The organism is Synechococcus sp. R6-10 (assembly GCF_047461815.1).
Lineage (GTDB): Bacteria > Cyanobacteriota > Cyanobacteriia > Thermostichales > Thermostichaceae > Thermostichus.
The window spans coordinates 1-2,814 of the sequence record NZ_JANSHW010000616.1; the positions used below are offsets into that span (position 1 = coordinate 1).

Annotated in this window: 4 protein-coding genes; 1 reads left to right on the forward strand and 3 read right to left on the reverse strand. The window is 57.0% G+C overall.

The window, feature by feature from the left end; all coding sequences use genetic code 11:
• A partial coding sequence (locus tag NW837_RS14580; RefSeq protein ID WP_414332297.1) for a pentapeptide repeat-containing protein occupies positions 1-165 on the reverse strand: 165 nt, incomplete at its 3' end.
• A gap of 487 nt (positions 166-652) precedes the next feature.
• On the opposite strand from NW837_RS14580, the gene NW837_RS14585 reads away from it, so the two are divergent.
• The gene (locus NW837_RS14585) at positions 653-1,765 is read left to right on the forward strand and encodes an ATP-dependent 6-phosphofructokinase (protein WP_414332294.1); all 1,113 of its coding nucleotides are present in this window, start codon (positions 653-655) and stop codon (positions 1,763-1,765) included.
• On the opposite strand, the gene hpxZ is transcribed toward NW837_RS14585, so the two are convergent.
• Both hpxZ and NW837_RS14595 read right to left on the reverse strand, forming a co-directional pair.
• Complete coding sequence (gene hpxZ, locus NW837_RS14590; RefSeq protein WP_414332295.1) at positions 1,717-2,154, reverse strand: oxalurate catabolism protein HpxZ; 438 nt, start codon at positions 2,152-2,154, stop codon at positions 1,717-1,719. The genes NW837_RS14585 and hpxZ overlap by 49 nt on opposite strands.
• 149 nt (positions 2,155-2,303) lie before the next feature.
• Positions 2,304-2,814, reverse strand: a 511-nt coding sequence (locus NW837_RS14595) for an adenylate/guanylate cyclase domain-containing protein (RefSeq protein WP_414332296.1), incomplete at its 5' end; no start/stop codon positions are given.

A 2,814-nucleotide genomic window follows, 5' to 3' on the forward strand; every position in this document is an offset into this window, starting at 1 on the left:
AGCCCCATGCAAATCGGATCCCTCGAGATTGGCCCCTCGCAGATCGACCCCCCTCAAAAAGGCATACTCCAAGCAGGACTGGGGAAAATGGCGCTCTCCCTGCCGGTAGCGGCTGAGCAACTCTGAGGCCCCTTGTAGAGCACACTGGGCAATGGTTTGAGTCATGGTACTGCTCCCAAATCAGACTGGATGCCTTATCTCTATCCTCATCCCTATCATCGGGTTGACCAGGTTTTGATCATCCCTGCTTAACAAATAATTTCAGTTTTTGAGTGGATTGTTGCCCCCAAGTTTTTTTGGAAAGATCTATCCTCAGAGATATAGAAGTCTTTCCTAATCGGCAGCTTGTGCGGCAATGTTTCTTAATTCTTTTTGTGAAGAATACTTAACGGCTGGGCTTGATCGCCAACCCCAAACCCCACCGGGAACGCAAGCTGACCTGATCTTGCTGGGCTGTATGGATCCCTCAATTTCTTCTTTTTCAGCACTCCCCCAACCAGAAGGTGTTTCTCCAGAGCTGATTGAACCAAGATAATCGGGATAATGATCGACTGGATCACATCCGTAGTTTGCGATTGAGTAGGGATTCTCTGCAAGCGATATAGACCCTTATCTCTGTTCAGGATGTTCACCTTTCTTTAACTAGAGCTCTATGCCCAAACGTAAGCGAATCGGGATCCTCACCAGCGGCGGCGATTGTGGCGGCCTCAACGCCGTGATTCGAGCGGTGGTGCGGCGGGCCCGCGACTACGACATGGAAGTTTATGGCATCAAAGATGCGACGGCAGGGCTCATGGCTCGACCGGTGGAGGCGGAGCTGCTGGATGTGAAGCGGGTTTCCGGCATTTTGCGCTACGGCGGCACCATCTTGGGCACCGTGAACAAAGGCAACCCCTTCGCCTACCCTATGCCCGATGGCAGCTTGGTGGATCGCTCGGCAGAGGTGATCACCGGCTACCACCGGCTTGGGTTGGATGCGCTGATCGGGGTGGGGGGGGATGGCAGCTTGGCCATTCTCCGGCAACTGGCCCTGCAGGGGGATTGGAACTTTGTCGGGATCCCCAAGACCATCGACAACGATGTCGGTGCCACCGAGTATTCGGTGGGGTTCAACACAGCTCTGAGCGTGGCTGTGGAAGCCCTAGATCAGCTCACCTACACGGCCATCAGCCACAGCCGAGTCATGGTCATGGAAGTCATGGGGCGGGATGCTGGCCACATTGCCATCAGCGCTGGCATTGCCGGGGGGGCGCATGTGATTTTGATCCCGGAAATTCCCTACAAGCTGGAGAATGTCTGCAAAAGAATCCGCGACCGCAAAGAGCGAGGCAATAACTTCAGCATTGTGGTGGTGGCAGAGGCGGTTCGCACCGAGTCGGGGGAGCCGGTGACCCACACCAACAGCCTGGGGCAGTCTCTCTACGGCGGCATTGGCCATTACATCGGCAATGAGATCGCCCTGCGCACCGGCATCGAAACCCGGGTTATGGTTTTGGGCCACCTGCAGCGGGGAGGTACGCCTTCTCCTCTGGATCGCCTGCTGGGAGCAGCCTTTGGGGTGGCTGCTGTGGACTTGATCGCCCAAGGCAAATACGACCGCATGGTGGCCTGGCAAAATCGGCGGGTGGTGGATGTGCCCCTGGCAGAGGCCATCTCCCAGTATCGGCGGGTGGAGGTGGACGGGGCTTTGATCGCCACAGCCATTGGCTTGAATACCTATGTGGGCGAGGTGGATCCGCAGCTTTTGCGCAGCATTTCCCCCTGATCTTCCGGCAAAAACGACACGTGGGCAGAGACAATCTTCCAGCCGATATCGGGGAACCTGTACCCCATCTGGCTTTGGCGGCCCAAGCGAGGGATCCCGTTCACCGGACGGCGAAACTCTAAGGTGACCGAGCCGCAATCCGCCCCAAAGGTGACTACCTGCAAACGCAGCATCTCGCGGGCCAAATTCGTGGGAGGACGCCGTTGGCGAAAAGCCTTGATCTCGTCTCCCCCGTAGAGATTTTCCCCCACACCAAAGCGCACCACCTGGGGGCCATCCCAAAACAGGCGGTTCAGGGTGGGCACATCATTGCTCGTCAGGGCAGCTTCGTACTGATGGTAGAGTTCGGTTAGCTCTGCCACCACCTCGGGGCGATTGACCAGAGTCATGGGCCAGGCTCTTGTGCAGTCGAAATGGGCCTTGCCATCTTATCGGCTCAAGGAGCAGCAGGAGGTTCTAAAAGAACAGCGGGATCCCCCACCTTGCTCTGTCAGACAGCAGACAGCGGCAAGACGTCTCTGGGTAGTCGGATCCAAGTCTAGGGGCTGAGAACGGCTTGCAAAGACCGCACATCGCAGTAGTACACCTGATGGCGGTGGGCATACCCCTTCATCTCCACAGCCTGATGGGAGAAGCAGGCGGCTGCCTGCCCCAGCTGTTTGGCCAAGCAGGTATAGGTGTCCTGGCTGATCGCCAGGTCGGCGTTGAGGGTGCGGGTAGCGCTCTCGATGCGAAAGGCCAAATTCACCGTATCTCCCAGAGCCGTATATTCTTGGCGGGTGTTGTTGCCCACCTGGCGCACGATTGCCGAGCCTGTGTTGACCCCTGCCCCCAGACGAATGGGAGAAGGCAGCGGAAACTCACCGTTCAGTTGCTCGGTCATTTGAAACAGCTTCGCTATGGCCTGCAAAACCGACTTCACATCGAGGTGAATTCCCGGCACTTCCGTGCCCAGAGAAGCAGTGTTGGCTTGGGGCACATGGAACCAAACGGCCATAATCGCATCGCCAATGTATTTATCGACAGTGCCCCCGTACTGCTGAATGATA